At 39.1% G+C, this 3410-nt stretch carries 4 protein-coding genes and 1 pseudogene; 4 read left to right on the top strand and 1 reads right to left on the bottom strand.

Going from position 1 to position 3410, the window contains the following annotated elements:
- Window positions 1-130 (top strand): annotated as a pseudogene (locus H5160_RS19995) (elongation factor Tu); the annotation flags it as partial.
- Window positions 131-337: 207 nt separating this feature from the next.
- Here the strand turns inward: H5160_RS19995 and H5160_RS19990 are convergent.
- Window positions 338-1198, bottom strand: coding sequence for a YicC/YloC family endoribonuclease (locus H5160_RS19990; protein WP_138488390.1), 861 nt, complete (start codon window positions 1196-1198; stop codon window positions 338-340).
- Window positions 1199-1377: 179 nt separating this feature from the next.
- On the opposite strand from H5160_RS19990, the gene rph reads away from it, so the two are divergent.
- From rph to H5160_RS19975, 3 genes are read left to right on the top strand one after another with little or no spacing between them, the layout of a single operon-like run.
- Window positions 1378-2091 carry a ribonuclease PH gene (rph, locus tag H5160_RS19985; protein WP_002958890.1) on the top strand — a complete coding sequence of 238 codons (714 nt, stop codon included), beginning with the start codon at window positions 1378-1380 and terminating at the stop codon, window positions 2089-2091.
- Between the two features lie 18 nt (window positions 2092-2109).
- Window positions 2110-2754, top strand: a complete 645-nt coding sequence (gene pyrE / locus H5160_RS19980; RefSeq protein ID WP_182738512.1) for an orotate phosphoribosyltransferase — start codon at window positions 2110-2112, stop codon at window positions 2752-2754.
- Window positions 2755-2810: 56 nt separating this feature from the next.
- Window positions 2811-3191 (top strand): diacylglycerol kinase, encoded by a 381-nt coding sequence (locus H5160_RS19975; protein ID WP_002958892.1) that lies wholly within the window; start codon window positions 2811-2813, stop codon window positions 3189-3191.
- The last annotated feature ends 219 nt before the right edge of the window (window positions 3192-3410 follow it).

Here is a 3410-nt window from a genome sequence, read left to right as displayed (position 1 = left end):
GCCTGGTGATAACATCAAGATGACAGTAACTCTAATCGCACCAATCGCGATGGATGAAGGTCTTCGTTTTGCTATCCGTGAAGGTGGTCGTACTGTAGGTGCTGGTGTTGTAGCAACTATCGTAGCGTAATTATTAGCCTAGCTAATTATTACCAAAAAGCCCGAGCTTAGTCTCGGGCTTTTTAATGTCTAAAATAAAGTACGATTTAAGATGCCGCTTTAACCTTAGGTGAAGATACTTGGTAACAATACTCAAAGTATCATTAGTGGTATTACTAAAAACCCGAGCTAAGCTCGGGTTTTGATAAGTTATGAATGTGCCATACTTAGCTGAAAACTATTCAATATTTTGGATCTGTTCTCTCATTTGTTCAATTAGTACTTTTAGCTCTACGGCTGCAGTAGTGATGTCACTATTGATAGACTTAGACGCTAGCGTGTTAGCTTCACGATTAAATTCTTGCATCATAAAATCTAAGCGGCGGCCACATGCGCCTCCTTTTTTAAGGATTTTTTTAGTTTCTTTAACGTGAGACTTTAAGCGATCTAGTTCTTCAGCTACATCTTGTTTTTGAGCAAGATAAATAAGTTCTTGTTCAAGGCGTGACTCGTCAATGTTTGCTGCTAAGTCTTCTAGCTTTTGAGCAAGTTTTTCACGCTGCCATTTAGCAATCTCAGGCATATGCGTTTCTACAATTTCTACTTGCTCTAGAATTGCATCAAGGCGTATTGCTATCATTTCTTCAAGGTTTGCACCTTCATCGCCACGTGCAGATTTAAAATCTTCGATTACTTGATCAAGACCAGCTATTAATGCTGTATTAACGCTATCCATATCAAGCTCTTCTGCTTCCATAACGCCAGGCCAACGTAATATATCAACAGGGTTAATATCACCATTACTTTGTTGTTGAACCCATTTAGCGCTATTTATTAGTTGTTCAGCAAGTGCTTGGTTAATTGATAGCTCGCCAACGTGGGCTGGATTTGCCACAAACTTTAAAAAGACCTCAACTTTACCACGTTGTAAGTGTTTGCGTAAACGCTCACGAATAACTGGCTCCATGCCACGAAATTGCTCTGGTGCGCGTATAAATGTTTCAAGGTAACGCTGGTTTACTGAGCGAACTTCCCAAGTGCCAGTACCCCAATCGCCTTTTATTTCGCGACGCGCATAAGCTGTCATACTGTGGATCATGGATATTTTCCTAAATTTATAAATACAATATTATGATGATTATACCGTAACACTGCTTAAGCTCTAGGGAAAATTTAATACACTGAATATTTTGCATACAGCTATTTATTTAAATCAACATGGTATCTATACCCACATACACTTATAATGTCGCAAATTCTGAATTAAGGGGATCGTCAATGCGTCCAAGCGAAAGAACACCTAACCAAATTAGACCTGTTACATTTACACGTAATTATACTTTGCATGCTGAAGGCTCAGTACTTGTTGAGTTTGGTAACACCAAAGTACTTTGTACAGCTACTGTTGAATCGGGCGTTCCTCGTTTCATGAAAGGTCAGGGTAAAGGTTGGATTAATGCTGAATACGGTATGTTACCGCGAGCAACGCATACGCGTAATGCTCGAGAAGCTGCACGTGGTAAGCAGGGCGGTCGTACTATGGAAATTCAGCGCTTAATTGCACGTGCACTTCGTGCTGCTGTTGACTTAAAAGCACTTGGCGAAAACACAATTACCATTGACTGTGACGTTATTCAAGCTGACGGCGGTACACGTACTGCTTCTATAAGTGGTGCATGTGTTGCACTTGTTGATGCACTAACACATATGCGTGCAAAAGGTATGATTAATTCAAACCCACTTAAACATATGATTGCAGCTATTTCAGTTGGTATTTACAAAGGCCAAGCAATTAGCGATTTAGAATACATTGAAGATTCAGCAGCAGAGACTGATATGAACGTAATTTTAACCGAAACAGGTAAAATTATTGAAATTCAAGGTACAGCTGAAGGCGAACCTTTCTCGTTTGATGAGCTAGATGAGTTACTTACTTTAGCTAAACATTCTATTCGCGAAATTATTGACGTACAAAAGCAAGCATTAGCATAAATAGGTAGGCCACAAGATATGAAAGATTATCAAAAAGAGTTTATAGAATTTGCTCTAGAGAAGCAGGTGTTAAAATTTGGTGAGTTTACATTAAAGTCTGGACGCACAAGTCCTTACTTTTTTAATGCTGGTTTGTTTAATACTGGTCGAGACTTAGCGCGTTTAGGTCGCTTTTATGCATCGGCACTCGAAGATTCTGCTATAGAGTACGATGTATTATTTGGTCCTGCGTACAAAGGTATTCCAATAGCGACAACAACAGCGGTTGCCTTAGCGGATCATCATGATAAAGATGTACCTTACTGTTTTAATCGTAAAGAGAAAAAAGCACACGGTGAAGGCGGCACATTAGTAGGCTCAGAACTCAATGGCAAAATTATGCTAGTTGACGATGTAATTACTGCAGGTACTGCGATTCGTGAGTCGATGGAAATCATTGCACAAAATGGTGCTGACCTTAGTGGTGTTTTAATTGCGTTAGATCGCCAAGAAAAGGGTAAAGCTGAATTATCAGCTATTCAAGAAGTTGAGCGTGACTTTAATACCAAAGTGATTTCAATTGTAAAATTAGCTGATCTTATCAGTTACCTTGAAAGCCAAGGCACAATGGATCAGCATTTAGCCTCAGTTAAAGCTTACCGTGATCAATACGGCGTAGCATAAATAAAAAGCCTCGCAGTGCGGGGCTTTATTTTGACCTTCATTCATAGAGTTTATTAATGAAAGATGTATTAAAACCGAATGGCTTAGGCCTCAAGCGTGTTTTCAAAGCAACCTATTGCTCTTACCTTGGCTTTAAAGCAGCATTTAAAGAAGAAGCAGCATTTAGGCAAGAGCTACTATTAAGCCTTATATTATTTCCTATTTCATTTTGGCTTGCTTCATCACTATTACACTGGGCAATACTAATTAGCTCACTGCTTATTATATTAATAGTTGAATTACTAAACTCCGCCATTGAAGCATTAACAGATCGAGTAAGTACAGAGTTACATGTATTGTCAGGTAGGGCCAAAGATATGGGATCTGCAGCCGTAACACTTTCATTAACGATCGTATTGATCATCTGGGGTGTAAGCCTCTATATGAAGATCGTTTAACTCTACTTCTAATATAAAATAGGTTTGAACCCCGTTAGTTGTTAATAATTTGATGGTTATGTTGTATTTTTAACGTGTTTAGCTCAAATTCTCAGCGAACAGCACATTATTTCAAGTTTTCTTCAAAAAAGGGTTGATCTGTTTTCGGATCTCCCTATAATGCGACCCCACTGAGACGGGAAACAGCAACGCATAGCGAGGCACGAACAACTCAGGGTG

This window comes from Pseudoalteromonas sp. SG43-4, from assembly GCF_014164325.1.
Lineage (GTDB): Bacteria > Pseudomonadota > Gammaproteobacteria > Enterobacterales > Alteromonadaceae > Pseudoalteromonas > Pseudoalteromonas distincta.
The sequence above is the reverse complement of the archived record's forward strand: the minus strand, read 5'-3'. Positions and strand labels throughout refer to the sequence as shown.

Excerpts from the sequence above, each read along its gene's own strand:
- H5160_RS19990 (WP_138488390.1), bottom strand. The coding sequence starts at position 1,198 with ATGATCCACAGTATGACAGCTTATGCGCGTCGCGAAATAAAAGGCGAT.
- rph (WP_002958890.1), top strand. The coding sequence starts at position 1,378 with ATGCGTCCAAGCGAAAGAACACCTAACCAAATTAGACCTGTTACATTT.
- pyrE (WP_182738512.1), top strand. The coding sequence starts at position 2,110 with ATGAAAGATTATCAAAAAGAGTTTATAGAATTTGCTCTAGAGAAGCAG.
- H5160_RS19975 (WP_002958892.1), top strand. The coding sequence starts at position 2,811 with ATGAAAGATGTATTAAAACCGAATGGCTTAGGCCTCAAGCGTGTTTTC.